Source organism: Armatimonadota bacterium (genome assembly GCA_031081585.1).
In the GTDB taxonomy this organism is placed as follows: Bacteria; Sysuimicrobiota; Sysuimicrobiia; order Sysuimicrobiales; family Humicultoraceae; genus Geohabitans; species Geohabitans tengchongensis.
The window spans coordinates 1-18,237 of sequence record JAVHLY010000034.1 but is presented as its reverse complement, the minus strand read 5'-3'; the positions used below and the strand labels follow the sequence as shown (position 1 = coordinate 18,237).

General features: G+C 73.9%; 19 protein-coding genes. 18 read left to right on the top strand and 1 reads right to left on the bottom strand.

Features of this window, described 5'->3' with window-relative positions; all coding sequences use genetic code 11:
- Positions 1 to 149: 149 nt before the first annotated feature.
- From amt to RB146_12105, 5 genes are all read left to right on the top strand, one after another.
- Complete coding sequence (amt, locus tag RB146_12125; protein MDQ7829716.1) at positions 150 to 1,568, top strand: ammonium transporter; 1,419 nt, start codon at positions 150 to 152, stop codon at positions 1,566 to 1,568.
- 58 nt (positions 1,569 to 1,626) lie between these two features.
- Positions 1,627 to 1,956, top strand: coding sequence for a hypothetical protein (locus RB146_12120; protein MDQ7829715.1), 330 nt, complete (start codon positions 1,627 to 1,629; stop codon positions 1,954 to 1,956).
- A 75-nt stretch (positions 1,957 to 2,031) separates the two neighbouring features.
- On the top strand, positions 2,032 to 3,177 hold the full coding sequence (locus RB146_12115) for a BMP family ABC transporter substrate-binding protein (GenBank protein MDQ7829714.1): 1,146 nt from the start codon (positions 2,032 to 2,034) through the stop codon (positions 3,175 to 3,177).
- A gap of 5 nt (positions 3,178 to 3,182) precedes the next feature.
- Entirely contained in the window at positions 3,183 to 4,310 is a 1,128-nt protein-coding gene (locus tag RB146_12110) for an aromatic ring-hydroxylating dioxygenase subunit alpha (protein ID MDQ7829713.1), read from the top strand.
- A 481-nt stretch (positions 4,311 to 4,791) separates the two neighbouring features.
- The gene (locus RB146_12105; GenBank protein ID MDQ7829712.1) at positions 4,792 to 6,552 is read left to right on the top strand and encodes a thiamine pyrophosphate-binding protein; all 1,761 of its coding nucleotides are present in this window, start codon (positions 4,792 to 4,794) and stop codon (positions 6,550 to 6,552) included.
- Positions 6,553 to 6,586: 34 nt separating this feature from the next.
- On the opposite strand, the gene RB146_12100 is transcribed toward RB146_12105, so the two are convergent.
- A complete protein-coding gene (locus RB146_12100) occupies positions 6,587 to 7,792 on the bottom strand; it encodes a 4-hydroxybenzoate 3-monooxygenase (protein ID MDQ7829711.1) in 1,206 nt (401 codons plus the stop codon).
- Positions 7,793 to 7,971: 179 nt separating this feature from the next.
- On the opposite strand from RB146_12100, the gene RB146_12095 reads away from it, so the two are divergent.
- The 13 genes from RB146_12095 (at position 7,972) to RB146_12035 (ending at position 17,993) form a co-directional block, all read left to right on the top strand.
- On the top strand, positions 7,972 to 8,760 hold the full coding sequence (locus RB146_12095; GenBank protein MDQ7829710.1) for a class II aldolase/adducin family protein: 789 nt from the start codon (positions 7,972 to 7,974) through the stop codon (positions 8,758 to 8,760).
- The gene (gene pcaC / locus RB146_12090) at positions 8,760 to 9,263 is read left to right on the top strand and encodes a 4-carboxymuconolactone decarboxylase (GenBank protein ID MDQ7829709.1); all 504 of its coding nucleotides are present in this window, start codon (positions 8,760 to 8,762) and stop codon (positions 9,261 to 9,263) included. The genes RB146_12095 and pcaC overlap by 1 nt, the downstream gene beginning before the upstream one ends.
- A complete protein-coding gene (pcaH, locus tag RB146_12085) occupies positions 9,260 to 9,988 on the top strand; it encodes a protocatechuate 3,4-dioxygenase subunit beta (GenBank protein ID MDQ7829708.1) in 729 nt (242 codons plus the stop codon). Before pcaC ends, pcaH begins: the two co-directional genes overlap by 4 nt.
- Positions 9,988 to 10,560, top strand: a complete 573-nt coding sequence (gene pcaG / locus RB146_12080; protein MDQ7829707.1) for a protocatechuate 3,4-dioxygenase subunit alpha — start codon at positions 9,988 to 9,990, stop codon at positions 10,558 to 10,560. Before pcaH ends, pcaG begins: the two co-directional genes overlap by 1 nt.
- A 6-nt stretch (positions 10,561 to 10,566) precedes the next feature.
- Complete coding sequence (locus tag RB146_12075; protein MDQ7829706.1) at positions 10,567 to 11,409, top strand: CoA-transferase; 843 nt, start codon at positions 10,567 to 10,569, stop codon at positions 11,407 to 11,409.
- Between the two features lie 23 nt (positions 11,410 to 11,432).
- Positions 11,433 to 12,203, top strand: a complete 771-nt coding sequence (locus RB146_12070; GenBank protein ID MDQ7829705.1) for a CoA-transferase subunit beta — start codon at positions 11,433 to 11,435, stop codon at positions 12,201 to 12,203.
- Between the two features lie 22 nt (positions 12,204 to 12,225).
- Positions 12,226 to 13,560 (top strand): 3-carboxy-cis,cis-muconate cycloisomerase, encoded by a 1,335-nt coding sequence (gene pcaB / locus RB146_12065; protein MDQ7829704.1) that lies wholly within the window; start codon positions 12,226 to 12,228, stop codon positions 13,558 to 13,560.
- A gap of 52 nt (positions 13,561 to 13,612) precedes the next feature.
- Positions 13,613 to 14,431, top strand: a complete 819-nt coding sequence (locus RB146_12060) for a cyclase family protein (protein MDQ7829703.1) — start codon at positions 13,613 to 13,615, stop codon at positions 14,429 to 14,431.
- Between the two features lie 75 nt (positions 14,432 to 14,506).
- A complete protein-coding gene (locus RB146_12055) occupies positions 14,507 to 15,277 on the top strand; it encodes an ABC transporter ATP-binding protein (protein ID MDQ7829702.1) in 771 nt (256 codons plus the stop codon).
- On the top strand, positions 15,274 to 16,143 hold the full coding sequence (locus RB146_12050) for a branched-chain amino acid ABC transporter permease (protein MDQ7829701.1): 870 nt from the start codon (positions 15,274 to 15,276) through the stop codon (positions 16,141 to 16,143). The genes RB146_12055 and RB146_12050 overlap by 4 nt, the downstream gene beginning before the upstream one ends.
- Positions 16,140 to 17,105: a branched-chain amino acid ABC transporter permease gene (locus RB146_12045; protein MDQ7829700.1), complete on the top strand. Its 966-nt coding sequence runs from the start codon at positions 16,140 to 16,142 to the stop codon at positions 17,103 to 17,105. The genes RB146_12050 and RB146_12045 overlap by 4 nt, the downstream gene beginning before the upstream one ends.
- Positions 17,106 to 17,347: 242 nt before the next feature.
- Complete coding sequence (locus RB146_12040; protein ID MDQ7829699.1) at positions 17,348 to 17,821, top strand: ABC transporter substrate-binding protein; 474 nt, start codon at positions 17,348 to 17,350, stop codon at positions 17,819 to 17,821.
- A 46-nt stretch (positions 17,822 to 17,867) separates the two neighbouring features.
- Entirely contained in the window at positions 17,868 to 17,993 is a 126-nt protein-coding gene (locus tag RB146_12035) for a hypothetical protein (GenBank protein ID MDQ7829698.1), read from the top strand.
- Positions 17,994 to 18,237 lie beyond the last annotated feature (244 nt).

Here is an 18,237-nt window from a genome sequence, read left to right as displayed (position 1 = left end):
CGGGCGGGGCCGGACCAGCAGCCCGGCGAGCCTGCCGGTGGCGAAGCCCGCAAGAGGTGCAGGAGGACGGGGCCGTGACGCCTCGCCAGATGGGGCGGCACGGCCTTTGCATACCCGACCGAAGGCGGCCGCCCGGAGGAGGGGGGACGATGGCAAGGACGTGGCAGTGGACAGTGGCCGCCGCGCTGGCGGTGACGGTGGTGCTGCTGCTGGCCGGCGGCGTGCTGGCGGCCGACCCGGCGGGAACGGCCACGATCAAGCGGGACCCGCAGGCGGCGGTGAACTTCACCTGGACGCTGGTGGCCGCCTTCCTGGTCTTCTTCATGCAGGCGGGCTTCGCGCTGCTCGGCGCCGGCCTCATCCGGTCCAAGAACACGGTGAACTACCTGACGAAGAGCTACATGGACTTTTGCATGGCTGCGCTCTCCTTCTGGGCCTTCGGCTTCGCCCTCATGTTCGGCGGCTCCAAGCTGGCCCCCGGCCTCGACCTGGGGAACCGCCTGGTCGGCCTCTCCGGGTTCTTCCTCACCGGACAGGGGTACGACGTGACGACGGCGATGCTGTGGTTCTTCCAGATGGTCTTCGCCGCCACGGCGGCCACCATCGTGGCCGGGGCCGTGGCCGAGCGGATGCGCATCACCGCCTACCTGGCGTACAGCTTCCTGATCGGTGCGCTGATCTACCCGGTCTACGGCCACTGGGTCTGGAGCGGCGGGTGGCTGGCTGCGCTGCCGTGGGGGGCCGGGGCGAAGGACTTCGCCGGCTCCGGGGTCGTGCACGCCGTGGGCGGGCTGGTGGCGCTGGCCGGCGCGGCCATGGTGGGCCCGCGCACCGGCAAGTTCAACCCGGACGGGACCCCCAACGTCATCCCCGGCCACAACACCGTCTACGTGGTGCTGGGCGCCTTCATCCTCTTCTTCGGCTGGTTCGGCTTCAACCCCGGCAGCACGCTGATGGCCACCGAGTTGCGCATCGCCGTGATCGCCGTGAACACCCTGCTGGCCGGGGCTGCCGGGGCGGTGGCAGCGCTGTACGCCGGGCTGGTGCGCACGGGCAAGGCCGACATCGTCCTGGCCTGCAACGGGTCGCTGGCCGGGCTGGTCGGCATCACCGCGGGCTGCGCCTACGTCGCCCCCTGGGCGGCGGTGGTGATCGGGGCGGTGGCCCCCTTCGTGATGATGGCCACCTCGAGCATCGTGGAGCGGCGGCTGCACGTGGACGATCCCGTGGGCGCGGTGGGCGTGCACGCGGGCGGCGGGCTGTGGGGGCTGCTGGCCGTCGGGCTCTTCGCCGACGGGACCTACGGGGGCGTGCGCGGGCTGATCACGGGCGCCTGGGGGCAGCTCGCGGCGCAGCTGATCAGCATGGTGGCCGTGACGGCCTGGGCGCTCGGCACTGGCTTCCTCATGTTCTGGCTCCTGCGGGTCACGATGGGCCTGCGCGCCTCGCGCGAGGAGGAGCTGGCGGGGCTGGACGTGCCGGAGCACGGGATCGAGGCCTACCCCGAAGCGCCGCCGGCCAGGCCGGCCGTGGGATGGGGCTCGGCGGCTGCGGTGGGCGGGACGTAGGCCGCACCACGCAAGCGCCTGGGGGCGTCCGGCCGCAGTGACAGAGGAGGTGTCGCGCATGGGAATGGAAGCCTGGCTGGCGGCGGTCACGTTCGGGATCCTGGCGGCGATGTGGGTCGTGCTGCCGCGCCGCCTGGTGGGGCGCGCGCCGGCCGCCCGGGCATCGGGGGTCGGCGAGGGGCTCGCCGCACCCGACGCCCTCCGCCTCCTCCTGCCGGACGGTACGGTCATCCCGGTGGAGCGGGCCGATGGGGGGTTCACGGTGCGGATCCCGGGCGGACCGCGGCTGTACGCGCCCACGCTGACCGGGGTGCGCGAGCGGGTCCGCGCCTACTACCTGGGGCTGGGGGTCCTGCCGGCAGACGGGGACGTCCTCCTGGCCTCCTGACGCACTGGCGGGAGGGCTCGCCTCGGTGGCGACCGAACTCAGCCGGGGGAGGTGAGGTGCGTGCGCAGGAGCTGGATGGTCGGTTGTGCGGTCCTGCTGGGGGTCGCACTGGCGGCTCCCGTGGCAGCCCAGGCGCGGTTGAAGGTGGGGTACCTCTACGTCGGCCCCATCGGCGACTACGGTTGGACCCACGCCCACGACCGGGCCCGGAAGATCGTGGACCGGACGCTGGGCACGGAGAGCCTCTACGTCGAGTCGGTCCCCGAAGCCCAGACCGAGGTCTTCATCGACAAGCTGGTCCAGCAGGGGGCCCGGGTGATCTTCACCACCAGCTTCGGCTTCATGGACGGGACGCTGGCCGCGGCCCGCCGGTACCCCAACGTGCTCTTCGCCCACGCCACGGGGTTCAAGCGCGCCCCCAACGTGGCCACCTACATGGCCGAGCTCTACCAGGCCTACTGCCTGAACGGCTACGCCGCCGGCGCGCTCACCCGCACCGGCACCATCGCCTACGTGGCCGCCATCCCCATCCCCGAGGTGAAGCGGCACGTGAACGCCTACGCCCTCTGCGCCGCGGCCGTGAACCCGCGCGTGAAGGTGGCCGTGCGCTGGACCTTCGAGTGGTTCCACCCCGCCAAGGCCAAGGAGGCCACCGAGGCGCTGATGGCCGAGGGCGCCGACGTCTTCAACCAGACCGAGGATTCCCCCACGGTGACCCAGGTGGCGGCCAAGCGCGACCGCCTCAGCTTCTCTCACACCTCTCCCTTCCTGCGTTACGCGCCGCGCCACGTCGTCTCCGGGCAGCTCAAGCACTGGGAGGTCATCTACACGGACTTCCTGCGCAAGGTCCTGGCCGGGAAGTACCGCTCCGACAACCTGCAGGACGTCGACTACTGGTGGCGCCTGGCCGAGGGGGCCGTGGAGGTGGGGGCCGACTTCGGCATGCCCATCAACCCGGTCTTCCGCCCACGGCTGGAGGCGGTGCGGGTGAGGACAGCCGACCTGGGGACGGTGAACGCCTACGACCTGATCCTGCGCCGGCTGCGCCAGATGTCCACCCTGCGCGACGGCCAGCCGGCCTTCGAGCCCTTCACCGGGCCGATCCGCGACCGCCGGGGCGTGCTGCGAGCCGCGCCGGGGAAGCGCCTGACCCCGGAGGAGCTCCTGACGATGCAGTGGGCCGCTCCCAACGTGGTCGGCCCTTGGCCGGACGAGCCGTGAACGCCATGCGGACCGGCGCCGTGCGGACCGACGCCGTGCGGACCGACCCTGTGCGGGCCGGGCTGGAGGCGACCGCCCCCGCCACACCCGGCGACGGGATGGCGGGGGTGACGGTCCTCCCCGAGCTCGACGATCCCGTCGAGCCGGTCCTCTTCGACCGCTGGTACGTGGTGGCGACGCTGGAGGAGGTCCGGCGGCAGCGACAGCGCGCGCGGCTGTTCGGCCGCAACCTGGTCGTCTGGGCGGCGGGGGACCAGGTGCAGGTGTGGCAGGACGTCTGCGTCCACATGGGCTTCCCCCTCTCCGCCCTCTCGCCCAACACCCGGGGGCGGCGCGACCAGGAGGAGGCCTACCGGCGCGGCGTCCTGAAGTGCGGCTACCACGGTTACGAGTACGGCCCGGACGGCCGCGTCGTGCGCATCCCCCAGCACCCCACCCAGAAGATCCCGCCGCACTTCTGCGCCCGGAAGACGTACCCCGTGCAGGTGCGCTACGGGCTGGTCTTCACCTGCCTGGGCACCCCGCGCTACGAGATCCCGCCCTTCCCCGAGTGGGACGACCCCGCCTGGCGCAAGATCTTCTGCGGCCCCTACGACGTGAACGCCGGGGCCAGCCGCTTCTGGGCCAACTTCGCCGACGTCGCCCACTTCCCGTGGGTCCACGGGGACGAGCTGGGCGACCCCGCCCACGCCACCGTGGAGCCCTACCGGCTGCGCAAGACCGCCACCGGGGTGGTGGCCGAGAACATCCGCATCTACCAGCCCGACCCCGACGGCAGCGGCCAGGGGGCGGTGGTGACCTACACCTACGAGGCGCTGGGGCCGACGGAGATCCGCTTCCACAAGGTAGCCCGCCACTGCTACGGGATCATCATGTTCATCACGCCGGTGGAGCGCGAGCGCTGCCGCGGCTACATGATCAACTTCCTGAACTACGACGACGGGCGGTCCGATGAGGACTTCCGGCGCTTCGAGGACCGCATCGTGGCCGAGGACCGGGTGATCATCGAGGCGCAGCGGCCGGCGCTCATCCCGGCCGACCTGCGCCGGGAGCCGCAGCGCCCCGCCGACGCCCTGGCCGCCTGGTACCGCAACTACCTGATCGAGCAGGGCATGCACTATCTGATCGAGTGATCGAACCCCGCCGGAGAGGCTGCACCCCAGCCTCCCGGCGGCGCGGCGTTCCGGCTCCGTTGCCACGGTGCTGACAACGACATATCTTCGTTGCGACGGTCCGGCCGGGAGCCGTGCGTCAGGCGTCACGGTCCGACCCGCACGGGCGGGCCTTTCCCCTGGCGCCTGGCGGGCCACGTCCGGGCCGTCCGTGAGCCACAGAAGGACGGCTCTGCCCTGCGGGAGCTGCACCGGGGCAATCTGACCTGGCCGGAGGAGGACCTGCGGCAGGCACTTCAGGCCTTCCGGCACGTCCATGCATCCCTCCCCTGACCGAGTGTGCGCGAGGTGATCCGCTCCCTCACGCGGATGGCGCTGCGCCGCCTGACCTCAGGAGGGTGGCCCCGTAGCCGTCCGGTTTCAGACGGCGCACCATGCCCTGTGGGGAGTGCGGCACACGGTGGGATCGAGCACCCGAACACCAGACCAGGAGGACGGCAGGGTGTCCCAGGGCAAGTACGGGTCTGACCTGATCGTCGACCTGATGCGCGCGTACGACATCGAGTACGCCGCCCTCAACCCCGGCGCCACCTTCCGGGGGTTGCACGACTCCATCGTGAACTACGGCGGCAACCAGCGGCCGCAGCTCATCCTCTGCACCCACGAGGAGATCGCCGTAGCCGTGGCCCAGGGATACGCCAAGGCGGCCGGGCGTCCCATGGCCGCCATCGTGCACGATGTCGTGGGGTTGCTCCACGCCACCATGGCCATCTACACCGCCTGGCTGGACCGGACACCGGTGCTCGTGCTCGGCGGAACCGGGCCCATGCCGGTGGAGGCGCGGCGGCCCTGGATCGACTGGATCCACACGGCCCTGGTGCAGGGCAACGCGGTGCGCGACTACGTGAAGTGGGACGACCAGCCGGCCAGCCTCCAGGGCTTCGTGGAGTCGTTCATCCGCGGCTACCGCATCGCCACCACCGAACCCCAGGGCCCCGTCTACCTGTGCTTCGACGCCGGGCTGCAGGAAGCCCCGCTCACGGAGGCGATCGCCATCCCGGACGTGCGCCGCTACGCCCCGCCGGCCCGCCCCCAGGCCGACCCCGCGGCGCTGGAGACGCTGACCCAGTGGCTGGTCGAGGCGGAGCACCCGGTGGTGCTCGCCGACTACGTCGGGCGCACCCCGCAGGCGGTCCGCGCGCTGGTGGGCCTGGCCGAGACGCTGGCCCTCCCGGTCGTGGACCTGGGCAGCCGCTTCAACTTCCCCAACACCCACCCGCTCGACCTCACCGGGGCCGAGGAGGAGCTGCTGCCCGAGGCGGACCTGGTGCTGGCCCTGGACACCTTCGACCTGCAGAAGGCCCTCTCCACCACCGACCGCACTTGGCGGCGGGCCCGCCCGCTGCTCCGCCCGCAGGCGCGGGTGGCGCACATCTCGCTGGCCGATGCCATGGTCCGCAGCTGGATCCAGGAGCAGGGACGGCTGGAGGCGGTCGACCTGGCCGTCATGGCGGACACGGCGCTGGCCCTGCCCGCGCTGACGGAGCGGTGCGCCCGGGCGGTGGCCGGGGACCCGGCCCTGCGCGCCCGGGTGGAGGAGCGGCGGGAGGCCCTGGCCCGTCGGCACCGGGCGCTGCGCGACGGGTGGCGCGAGGCTGCCGAGCGCCGGCGCGGGGAACGGCCCATCGCGCTGGCCCACCTCGCCCTCGAGCTGTGGGACGTGGTGCGCGACGAGGACTGGGTGCTGGTGAACCGCAGCCTGCGCGGGTGGACCCGCCGGTTGTGGACGTGGGCGCTGAACGGCGAGGACGTCCCCTACGTGGGCGCGCACAGGGGCGGGGGCGTCGGCTCCGGCGCCGGACACGCCATCGGTGCCGCCCTGGCCCTGGGGCGGCGGCGTCTGTGCATCGACATCCAACCGGACGGCGACCTGCTCTACACGCCCAGCGCGCTGTGGACGGCCGCGCACCACCGCATCCCGCTGCTCGTCGTCATGTTCAACAACCGCTCCTACTACAATGACGAGGAGCACCAGCGGCTGGTGGCCCAGGCGCGCGGTCGGGCGGTGGAGCGGGCGCACATCGGCCAGGCCATGGTCGATCCCCCCGTGGACTTCGCCGGATTGGCCCGGGCCTTCGGCCTGGAGGCGTGGGGACCGGTGGAGGCGCCCGAGGGGCTGCGGCCGACGCTGGAGCGCGCGGTGCGCTACGTCCTCCGCGAGCGCCGTCCCGCCCTGGTGGACGTGGTCATGCAGAGCCGCTAGCGTGGCTGCAGCGCACGCCCCCGGCGGCGCCGGCTCACCGCGCTCCGGCCGGCGGGAGCCGGTCGACGTAGCGGCCGCTGGTGTGCAGCCCGACGTAGTTCTCGGCCAGGTAGCGGCGCGCCGCCTCGCTGCGCAGCAGGGCCCGCAGGTGCGCCCGCTGCAGGCGGTCCTCGAACGGGTCCTCCAGGCGGTGGAGGAGGTTCGTCATCCACCACGAGAAGTGCTCCGCCTGCCACACATGCTGCAGGCAGGCGGCCGTGTAGCCCTGCAGGCCCTGGTCGTCCCCGCGCCGGTAGTAGGCGATGAGGGCATCGGCCAGGACCACCACGTCGCACACCGCCAGGTTCAGGCCCTTCGCCCCGGTGGGCGGGACGACGTGGGCGGCGTCCCCCGCCAGGAAGAGCCGGCCGTACTGCATCGGCTCCACCACCAGGCTGTGCAGGACGGCCAGGGTGCGCTCCCGCACCGGTCCCGGTCGGATCGTGGCCACGCTGTCGAGGCGCAGGGCGAGCTCCGCCCAGATGCGGTCGTCCGGCCAGTCATCCAGCGACTCCTCGGCGCGGACTTGGAGGTAGTTCCGCGACAGCGTGGGTGAGCGCATGCTGAAGAGCGCGAACCCGCGCGGGTGGTGGACGTAGATCAGCTCGTGGGAGGCGGGCGGGGTCTCGGCCAGGATGCCGAGCCAGGCGGAGGGGTAGGCGCGCTGGTAGACGGTACGCGCCGCGGCAGGCACCGCCTCCCGGGCCAGGCTGTGCGACCCGTCGCACCCGGCCACGAAGTCGCACGCCAGCCGCTCCACGGTGCCGTCGGGCCTCCGGTAGACGATGGTCGGGCCCTCCTCGATCCCCTCGATGGCCACGGCCTCCGCCTCGAACCGGACGTCGCCGCCGGCCGCCAGCCGGGCGCGGATCAGATCCTTCACCACCTCCTGCTGGCCGTAGACGATGATGGTGTGGCCGCCGGTGAGAGCGGGGAAGTCCAGGTGGTGCAGGCGCCCCTCGACGGCCAGGTTCACCCCGTTGTGGACCAGCCCCTGGCGCATCATCCGGTCGCCCACACCGGCCCGCAGGAGGATCTGCCGCGTCCCGTCCTCGAGCACGCCCGCGCGGATGCGCTGCTCCACGTAGGCGCGGCTGCGCGACTCGAGCACGACGGACCGCACCCCGGCCCGGTCGAGGAGATGGGAGAGGAGCAGCCCGGCCGGCCCGGCGCCGACGATCCCGACCTGTGTCCTATCCATCCGGCGAAGGTGTTCCGTCGGGCCGCCGGCATCCCCTCCCGGGGCTGAGGGGGACTCCGACCTGGGGAGGACTCCGGCCCGAGAGGAGGCGGCGGAGAGCGGGCCGTAGACCTCCTGCTCTTCGTGTGGCTGCTGCACCCGCCGCTGGCGCCGGGGACGCTCTGACAGGAGGTGAGGCGATGCGTGGCAGGCACGGGCAGGGCAGTGCGGCAGGGAGTGACGAAGCCGCCCACGCCATCCGCCGGCGCGTGGCACTGGCCTCACAGGTGCTGGGCCTGGCCGACCACGGCGACCTGGTCTGGGGGCATGTCTCGCTGCGCGACCCGGAGGGGCGCGGGGTGTGGATGAAGGCCTCGGGGTGGGCCTTTGAGGAGGTGACGCCAGCGCGCGTGCTCCTCGTCGGCTGGGACGGCGAGGTGCTCGCGGGCGAGGGGCGGCGCCACGCCGAGTACCCCATTCACACCGAGCTGATGCGGGCGCGCCCGGACGTCCACGCCGTGGTGCACACCCACGCCCCGCACGCCGTGGCCTTCGCTGCGCTGGCGCAGCCGCTGCGGCCGATCTCGCACGAGGGGACGCTCTTCGTCCCCCCGGACGTGGCCCGCTTCACGCTCACCGGCGACCTCATCCTCACCCGCGAGCTGGGGCAGGCGCTGGCGGCGGCGGTGGGGCCGCGCAACGCGGCGCTCATGGTGCACCACGGCATCGTCACGGTGGGGGTGGACGAGGCCACCGCGGTGCTCACCGCCATCCTGCTGGAGCGGGCCTGTCAGAAGCAGCTGCTGGCCATGAGCGCGGGGCCGCTGCGCACCTGGTCGAGCCCGGAGGAGGCGCTGGCCAAGCGGGCGCACTGCTACAAGCCGGAGATGCTGCAGAGCGCCTGGGCCTACCTGGTGCGCCGCCTCTCGCCGGGCGCGGCGGGCCGCCGCCAAGGAGGCCGCAGCGGCGGTACAGAACCTCTCCCGTGATGGACTCCCGCTTCGACGAGGGGATGCGCGTGCGCACGGAGGTCCTCGGCGCCGAGCACGTCGCCCGGGCCCAGGCGGCGCAGACGCCCTTCGACGCCGACTTCCAGCGCTTCATCACCGAGTACGCCTGGGGGGCGCTGTGGGCCCGCCCCCACCTCGACCGCCGCACGCGCAGCCTGGTGACCATCGCCATCCTGGCGGCGCTGGGGCGGGAGGAGCTGGCGCTGCACTTCCGGGCCAGCCGCAACCTGGGCGTCGACCCCGCGGAGGTCGCCGAGGTGCTGCTGCACGTGGCCGTCTACGCCGGCGTGCCGGCGGCGAACCACGCCTTCGCCGTGGGCAGGCGCGAGCTGGGCTTCAGTGAAGGTGCGGCGCCAGGCGGAACCGCACCGGGCGGAACCGCACCGGGCGGCGCCGCGTCGGGCGGGGGCGCGTCGGGCGGAGTCGAGCCGGGGACAGCGCCAGGCGGGACGACCGGACCACCGAGGAGGGATCAGCGGTGACGACCGTCACGGGCCGCGGACGCCACGCCACCTTTCCCCCCTACCTGTACGAGGCCTACCGGGCGACGGTGCGCCGGGCGCCGCTGGGCCCGTTGCTGCCGGGGCCGCGGACGCTCTCCGAAGTGACCGGCCCCGGTCCCGCCGTGAGCGCGCTCACCGCGGAGGACAGCGACCTGACGCGCAACGCCGGCACGGGGGGGGAGGCCATCGGGGAGCGCATCATCGTCACCGGCCGGGTGCTGGACGACGAAGGCAACCCGGTCCCGCACACCCTGGTGGAGATCTGGCAGGCCAACGCCGCCGGGCGCTACCGCCACCGCCGGGACCAGCACCACGCTCCGCTCGACCCGAACTTCCTGGGGTTCGGCCGCTGCCTCACCGACGCGCAGGGGGTGTACCGCTTCGTCACCGTCCGCCCGGGCGCCTATCCCTGGGACAACCACGAGAACGCCTGGCGGCCGGCGCACATCCACTTCTCACTGCTGGGGCCCACCTGGGCCTCCCGCCTGGTGACGCAGATGTTCTTCCCCGGCGACCCCCTCCTGGAGCAGGACCCCATCTTCAACGCGGTCCCCACCGACGATGCCCGGGAGCGGCTCATCGCCCGCTACGCCCACGACGTCACCGAGCCGGCGTGGGCGCTGGGCTTCCGCTTCGACATCGTGCTGCGCGGGCCCGAGGCCACCCCCTTCGAGCCGCCCGAGGCCGGCGCCCCCTGGCGGTGATGCGCCCGCTCCCCACCCCCTCCCAGACGGTGGGCCCCTTCTTCCACGGGGGCCTGCTGCGAGAAGGGCTGAACGTGCTCGTGCGGCCGCAGACCGTGGGCGAGCGCATCCGCATCGAGGGGGTGGTCACCGACGGCGACGGCCGTCCGGTCTCCGACGCGATGGTGGAGCTCTGGCAGGCCAACGCCCACGGCCGCTACCACCACCCGGCCGACCGGCGGCCCCTGCCGCTCGACCCCACCTTCACCGGCTTCGGCCGGTGCGGGACGGACGACGCGGGGCGCTACTGGTTCGAGACCATCCGGCCCGGCCCGGTGCCCGCGGACGGCCAGGGGATGCAGGCGCCGCACATGAACGTCGCCGTCTTCGCCCGCGGCCTGCTCGACCACCTGACCACCCGCCTCTACTTCGAGGACGACCCGGCCATCCACCACGACCCGGTGCTGCAGCGGGTGCCCGCGGCACGGCGGCGCACCCTGCTGGCGCGGCGCCTCCCCGCGGAGGGCCGGCCGGTCTACCGCTTCGACATCGTGCTGCAGGGACCGGACGAGACGGTCTTCTTCGAGTTCTAGCGTCCGATGGCGCGGCGCGGGGGCCGCTTCCTCTCGCTCCAAGACACCATCGCCGAGTTCGTGCACGACGGCGATGTGGTGGCGCTGGAGGGGTTCACCCACCTCATCCCCTTCGCCGCCGGGCACGAGGTCATCCGCCAGGGGCGGCGGGACCTCACGCTCGTCCGCATGACCCCCGACGTGCTCTACGACCAGCTCATCGGCATGGGGTGCGCCCGCCGCCTGATCTTCTCCTGGGGCGGCAACCCGGGCGTGGGCTCGCTGCACCGGCTGCGCGACGCGGTGGAGCACGGCTGGCCGCAGCCGCTGGAGCTGGAGGAGCACACCCACGCCGGCATGGCCCACGCCTACGCTGCCGGCGCCAGCGGGCTCCCCTGCGCCATCCTGCGCGGCTACCTGGGCACCGATCTCGCCCGGGTGAACCCCAACGTGCGCTGGATCACCTGCCCCTTCACCGGGGAGCGGCTGGCCGCGGTGCCGGCCCTGCGCCCCGACGTCACGATCATCCACGCCCAGCGGGCCGACCGGCAGGGGAACGTGCTGCTCGAGGGGATCGTGGGCGTGCAGAAGGAGGCAGTGCTGGCGGCACGGCGGGCGGTGGTCACCGTGGAGGAGGTGGTGGACGACCTGCGGTCGGGCGGCCCCAACGCCGTGGTCCTGCCCGCCTGGACGATTGACGCGGTGGTGGTGGCGCCGGGCGGGGCCCGCCCCTCCTACGCCCACGGCTACTACGGGCGCGACAACGCCTTCTACACCGCCTGGGACGGGATCGCGCGCGACCGCGAGACCTTCCTGGCCTGGATGCGCGAGCACGTCCTGCACGCGTCGTCGGCGTCGGTCGGGCGGTAGGGGCGGGCACGGAGGATCGGGGCATGGAATACACGCCGACGGAGATGATGACGGTGGCCGCCGCGCGGGCCCTGCGCAACGACGACGTCTGCTTCGTCGGCATCGGCCTGCCCTCGGCGGCGTGCAACCTGGCCCGGCTGACCCACGCCCCGGACATCGTCCTGATCTATGAGTCGGGGACCATCGGCGCCCGCCCCCACGTCCTGCCGCTCTCCATCGGCGACCCCGAGCTGTGCGAGACCGCGGTGGCTACCGTCTCCGTCCCGGAGATGTTCGCCTACTGGCTGCAGGGGGGCCGCATCACCGTCGGGTTCCTGGCCGCCGCGCAGATCGACCGCTTCGCCAACATCAACACCACGGTCATCGGCGACTACCGGGCTCCGCGGGTGCGCCTGCCCGGCGCTGGGGGCGCCACCGAGATCGCCAGCCACTGCGCCGAGGTCTTCGTCATCGTCTCGCACACCCCGCGCGCCTTCGTCCCGCGCGTCGACTTCGTCACCTCCTTCGGCCACGGGACCGGCGGCGACCACCGGGCGCGGCTGGGGCTGCACACCGCCGGGCCCACGCTCGTCGTCACCGACCTGTGCCTGCTGCGCCCGCATCCGGAGACGCGCGAGCTCGTGGTCGTCTCCCTCCACCCGGGGGTGATGCGGGAGACGGTGGCCGAGCGCACGGGCTGGCCGGTGCGCTTCGCCGACCGCCTGGAGGAGACCCCGCCGCCGACGGCGGAGGAGCTCGCCGTCCTGCGGGACCTGGTGCGCCGCTCGCCGGGTGCCGCCCGCGCCGCCTCGTGAGGCGCAGGAGGTCTGCACCCCGGTGAGCCTGCTGGCCGACACCCTCTTCAGCACCCCGGCCATGGCCGCGGTCTTCGCCCCCCGCGCCTTCGTGCAGCGCCTGCTCGACTTCGAAGCGGCGTTGGCGCGCGCCGAGGCCGCGGCCGGCCTGATCCCGGAAGCGGCCGCCGAGGCCATCGCCAGCGCCTGCCGCGCCGACCGGGTCGACCTGGAGGCGCTGGCACACGACGGCGCGGCCGCGGCCACCCCCGTGGTCCCGCTCCTGCGCGCGCTGGAGGCGCAGCTGCCGCCCGAGGCCCGCGCCGTCCTGCACTGGGGCGCCACCAGCCAGGACGCCGTGGACACCGCCGCGGTGCTGCAGGTGCGGGAGGGGCTCGACCTGCTGGAATTCGGCCTGCGGGCCGTGGGGGAGCGGTGCGCCGCGCTGGCCGGGCAGCACCGCCGGACCGTCATGCCGGGCCGGACCCTGCTGCAGCACGCCGTGCCGGTCACCTTCGGGCTGAAGGCCGCGCGCTGGCTGGCCCTCGTGGTGCGGCAGGTGCAGCGGTTGCGCGAGGTGCGCCCGCGCGTCCTCGTGCTCCAGTTCGGCGGGGCCGCCGGGACGCTGGCGGCGCTGGGTGAGGCCGGGCTGCGGGTGGCCGAGCGGCTGGCGCAGGAGCTGCGGCTGGGCCTCCCCGACCTCCCCTGGCACGCCGAGCGCGACCGCATCGGCGAGGTGGCGGCGTGGCTGGCCCTTACCGCCGCCGGGATGGGCAAGGTGGCCACCGACCTGGTGCTGCTCAGCCAGACCGAAGTGGGGGAAGCGGCGACCGCCGGTGGTGAGGCGGGGCGCTCCTCGGCGATGCCCCAGAAGCGCAACCCCGTCGAGGCGGTGGCGGCCCTGGCGTGCGCGCGCCTGGCCGTGGGCGACGCCGCCACGGTGCTGGCCGCGGGCGTCGGCGAGCACGAGCGCGCGGCGGGCGCCTGGCAGGCGGAGTGGGAGGCCCTGCCGGCGCTCTTCCGCCACACCGCCGGGGCGGTGGAGTGGGTGCACCGGGCGCTCGGGGGGCTGCAGGTGGACGCGGAGCGGATGCGGGCCAATCTGGCGCTGGCCGGCGGGACGATCATGGCCGAAGCGCTGGTCACCGCCCTGCAGCCGCACCTGGGGCGGGAAGCCGCCCGGCGGGTGGTGGAGCGCCTGGTGGCCTGGACCGGTGAGGGCGGCGACCTGCGCCAGGTGGCCGCAGCCGACCCCGACGTGAGGGCCCTGCTCCCGGCCGGCCGCCTCGAACGCGTCCTCGACCCGCTAGCCTCCCTGGGCAGCACGGAGCTCTTCATCGACCGCGCCCTAGCAGCCTGGCAGGCCCTGGGCCCATGACTGTCGCGCGCATGACTGTCCCCCGGAGCGCGCTCCCGCGGAGCCTGCCCTCATGACCGTCGCCGACCTCCTCGCCGCGCTGCGGTCGCTGCAGGTGGTCGACCTGGAGCACCCCCGGCGCTTCGGGGACCCCGTCTTCCCGCCCCACCGCCCGGGAATGGTCTTCACCCTGCACCGCCGCCACGAGCCCGGGCTCGGGGAGCGCCGCACCAGCGCCGCCGGGATGCTCTACGCGGCGGAGCACGCCGGTACCCACATCGACGCCTTCGTCCACCAGGCCTGGGACCTGACGCTCCACGGCGGGGTGCGCGTCACGCCCGAGGTACAGACGCCGCAGGGCTTCACCCGCCTGGGCGCAGACACCATCCCGCCCATCGTGGCCCGCGGCGTGCTGGTCGACCTGGCGGCGCAGCGCGGCGGACCTCTGCCGCTGCGCACGCTGGTGGGCGCGGCCGAGGTGGCTGCGGCCGCGGCGGCGCAGGGGGTGCGGATCGGTGCCGGGGACGTGGTCCTGGTGCGCACCGGCAACGACACGCGCTGGGCCGACCCGGAGCGCTACCTGGAGGGACCGGGGATGGGCGCGGACGTCTCCGCCTGGCTCGCCGACCAGGAGGTCCTCGCCGTCGGCGCCGACAACGTGGCCTGGGATCTGCCCGGCCACGTGGACGAGGCGGTGGGCAGCTCACTGCCGGGCCACGTGGTGCTGCTGGTGCAGCGGGGCGTGTACATCATCGAGAACCTCAACCTGGCGCCGCTCGCGGCCTGCGGCGCGCGGGAGTTCCTCTTCCTCTGCCTGCCGCTGAAAGTCTGGGGCGGGACGGCGAGTCCGGTGCGTCCCGTCGCCCTGGTCCTGCAACCACCCCAGGCGTGAGCGTGTGGCCGCGGGTGACCTCCCTCGCGTGGCGACCGTGACCGCGTCCCCGTGGCAGGTGTGACGGCGTCCCAAGTGGGAGGCGTACCCGCCTCCCGTCCCCTCCTCGAGGTGGTGGACCTCTGGAAGGCCTTCGGCGGCCTCGTCGCCGTCCGCGGCGTGACCTTTCAGGTGGCGCCCGGCGAGATCCTGGGGCTGCTCGGCCCCAACGGGTCGGGGAAGACCACCGTCTTCAACCTGATCGCCGGCGCGCTCCAGCCCTGGCGGGGCCGGGTGCTCCTCGACGGGCAGGAGATCACCGGGCTGCGCGCCAGCGCGCGCACGCGGCTCGGCATTGGGCGTACCTTCCAGCTCGTGCGCGCCTTCGGGCACCTCAGCGCCCTGGAGAACGTCCTGGTGGCGCGCCTCTACGGCGCCGACCGGCCGGCCACGCTCCCTGCGGCGGCGCAGGAGGCGCGGGAGCTGCTGGCGCTGGTGGGCCTGCGCGACCGCGCCGACCAGCCGGCCGGGCTGCTCAACCTGGGGCAACGGAAGCGGCTGGAGCTGGCGCGGGCCCTTGCCGGGCGGCCCCGCCTGCTCCTACTCGACGAGCCCCTGGCCGGCCTCAACCCCACGGAGGTGCAGGAGGCCCTGACGTTGCTGCGGCGCCTGCGGCGGGAGGGGATGACGATCCTCATCGTCGAGCACAACCTGCTGGCGGTGCGCTCCCTGTGCGACCGGGCCGTGGTGCTGAACTCGGGCGAGGTCATCGCCGCGGGACATCCCCAGGCCGTGCTGGAGGACCCCCAGGTGGTCGAGGTCTACCTGGGGCGGCGGGACCAGCTGAGGCAGCGAGGCCCGGCGTGACCATCCTCCTGCAGAACCTCATGTTCGGTCTGCTCATCGGCGGGCTGTACGGCCTGGCGGCAGTCGGCCTCTCGCTGGTCTTCGGCGTGTTGCGCGTGCTGAACGTCGCCCACGGCGACCTGATCATGCTCGGCGGGTACGCCACCTTCTGGCTCTTCGCCTGGTGGGGGATCGACCCGTTCCTGGCCGCCGTGGTGAGCGCGCTCCTCCTCTTCGGCGTGGGCGTGGTGCTCTACCAGGGCGCCTTCCGCCCCCTGGCCGCCTTCCACGAGGAGGCGCGGGTCAAGACCTCCATCCTGGTCGGGTTCGGCCTGGCGCTGGCGCTGCACAGCGCCGCCATCCTGGCCTGGGAGGCGGACGAGCGCGCGGTGACCGCCTACGCCGGCCAGGTCCTGCCGGTGGGTCCGGTGGTCGTCCCGCTGGCCCGCCTGGGAGGGTTCGTCGCGGCGGTGGTGACGCTGGGCGGGCTGCACCTCTTCCTCACCCGCACCCGCACGGGACGGGCCATCCGCGCCACCGCGGAGGACCGCGAGGCGGCGATGCTGATGGGGGTGCCGGTGGGGCGCATCTTCGTGGTGGCCTTCGGGCTGGGCAGTGCCCTCGCCGGCGTGGCCGGCAGCCTGGTCACCCTGGCCGACGCCATCAGCCCGGCCATCGGGTTGTTCTGGACGCTCAAGGCCCTCATCGTCGTCGTGCTGGGCGGGATGGGGCACATCCTGGGGACTTTCGTGGCCGGGCTCTTCCTGGGCGTGGCCGAGGCCCTGAGCGGCTTCCTCGCCGGGAACGTCTACCGCGAGGTGGTGGGCCTCGTCCTCTTCCTGCTGGTGCTCACGCTGCGCCCCGAGGGGCTCTTCGCCCGCCGGTGAGCTCCGCTCCCTCCCGCGCGTCCGTCCTGGCCGTCCTGGCGCTCCTCGCCGCGCTGGCCGCCCTGCCCCTCGTGGCCCCGCCGGCCGTGCAGACCTGGAGCTTCCTCGTCCTCCTCTACGGGGCGCTGGCGCAGTCGTGGAACCTGGTGGGCGGGTTCGCCGGCCAGGTGAACCTGGGGCACGCCGCCTTCTTTGGGCTGGGAGCGCTGGTCACGCGCTTCCTCTGGCTGGCCGGGCACCCGCTGCCCGCCGCCCTGGCCGCGGGGATCGCCACCGCCGCTGCCGCCGCGCTGCTGGTGGGGCCGCCGTCCCTGCGGTTGCGCGGCCCCTACTTCGCCATCGGCACGCTGGCCGTGGCCGAGATCCTGCGCATCACCACCGCCAGCCTCCTCCCCGAGGTCTCGCCTCTGCCGGCGGTGGCGCTCGCCACCTATGCGGTCCGTCCCCGCTACCTGCTGGCGCTCGCCCTGGTGGTCGCGGTGGCGGGGGCGGCCCGGTGGCTCAGCCGGTCCCGCTTCGGCTATGCGCTCGCGGCGGTGCGCGAGGACGAGGAGGTGGCGGAGGCGGTGGGCGTGGACGCCTTCCGCGCCAAGCTGGCGGCGCTCGTGCTCAGCAGTGCGGGCGCCGGCGCCGCCGGGGGGCTCTTCGGCTACTACCACCTCAGCTTCTACCCGCAGTTCGTCTTCAGCCCGGTGTGGACGTTCGACGCCCTGCTCATCACCTTTCTCGGTGGGGTGGGCACGGTCTGGGGGCCGCTCGTGGGGGCGGCCTTCTTCCTCCTCCTGCGCGAGGCCCTGGCCCTGCAGCTGCTCGAGCTCCACCTGCTGCTCTTCGGGGTGATCTTCGTGCTGGTCGTCCTCCTCTTCCCCGGCGGGTTCATGGAGGCGGTGGGACAGCTCCACCGCCGGCGCGGCAGGAAGGCCTGGGACACCGTCGAAAGCGCCACTACGCTGCCGCGGTGACGGCGTCCGGCCGGCCGCGCAGGGCCACCTCCGTTGTCTGCGCCGCCCGGGGGAACGCGGTGTGCGACGGGGCCCGGGGATGGGGAGGGGCGTTGAGCGGGACCCCGACGGTGGACCCTGGGAGGCGCAGCAAGGCAGCCGGGAGGTTCCCTGCCGCCCGTTCGCCGGCTGCCTTCCTCCCGACGGCCCGCCTCGTCATGACAGGGTGCACCGCACCCCGTCGGGAAGCGGCCGGCCTGTCGGTGCGGGTCGGCCTTCTCCTCCCCCTGCGCAGCGGGGTGGCCGCCTCGGCCCGTGTCGCCGCCGAGGGGGCGCAGCTGGCCGTCGACGAGGTCAACCGCGAGGGCGGTGTGCGCGGGCGGCGGGTACGCCTCGCCGTGGAGGACGACCAGAGAGTGCCGGAAGAGGCGGTCCGTCTGGTGGCGGCGCTGGTCGGGCAGGAAGCGGTCGGCATCGTCGGTCCTCTCACCGACCCGACCACCATCGCCGCCGCGGGCGCCGCCACCCGCTTCCGCATCGTCCTGATCTCCCCGGGCGCCATCGAGGTCCTGCCCTATGGGGGGCACTACGTCTTCCGGACGGCGATCTCGGCCCGGGCCCAGGGGGCCGCGGTGGCCGCCTTCGTCGCCGATCGGCTGCGCGTGCCGCGGGTCGCGGTCGTGCACGACAGCAGCGAGTACGGGACTGCGGTGGCCATGGCCTTCGAGGAGGACTGACGGCGGTGCGGCCGGCCGGCACCGACCGCGGGAGGTGCGGGACGCCGTGGCCGGGACCCGCCGGTTCCAGGGGGTGACGGGGGAGCTGGCCTTTGACCGGTGGGGGGACGTGGCGCGCCGGGTGACGGTCACGCTGGTGCGCGGCGGGGTCTTCGTCACCCGCGAGCCGTAGGGCCGGGTGGCGGGAAGGGCAGGGATGTCGCAACACCCGCGCGGAGGCGTCGCAGGACCCCCGCGGACAGAGGAGGAGAGACACGTATGCGCACCGTCATGCTGATCGTGCTCATCGGTATCGTCCTGAGTGCGGGCGCCGTCCAGGCGCAGCCCCGCACCTTCATCGCCGTCGCCACCGGCGGGACGGCCGGGGTCTACTTCCCGCTGGGCGCGGCGCTGGCCGAGATCTGGTCGAGCCGCGT